We start from the raw sequence: 382 nt of genomic DNA, 5'->3' as shown, positions 1-382 counted from the left end.
ATTTCGTCGGTTCGCTGTTCTTCGTGCCGGTGCTGCAGGAGAACGCGCTGCATCCGGTTGTCCTACAGGGGTGGACGCTCTGCTATGAAATGATGTTCTATCTGCTTTTCACCCTGGCTCTGTTCCTCGGGGAGCGCTGGCGGTTTGGCGTTCTCGTGGGAGCGCTTGTGACGATCGTCGCGCTGCATTTCGCTTTCGCGGCGGGATATGCACGTGCCTTCACCGATCCTGTCGTGCTCGAGTTCGCGGCCGGAGCTGCCGTGGGGCGGTTGTGGCTCCAGGGCGCCAGGGTTCCGCTCGGAGCGGCGCTGGCGATGGCTGGCGCGGGATTTCTGCTGCTTGCGGCCAGCTCACTGCTCGAGGCGGATATGGCTCGCGTCTT

At 63.4% G+C, this 382-nt stretch carries 1 pseudogene; it reads left to right on the top strand.

Going from position 1 to position 382, the window contains the following annotated elements:
- Positions 1–382: pseudogene (locus EN852_RS41270) on the top strand (acyltransferase); the annotation flags it as partial.

This window comes from Mesorhizobium sp. M2E.F.Ca.ET.209.01.1.1, assembly GCF_004010375.2.
Classification (GTDB): Bacteria; Pseudomonadota; Alphaproteobacteria; order Rhizobiales; family Rhizobiaceae; genus Mesorhizobium.
This window is presented reverse-complemented; position numbering and strand designations above follow the sequence as displayed.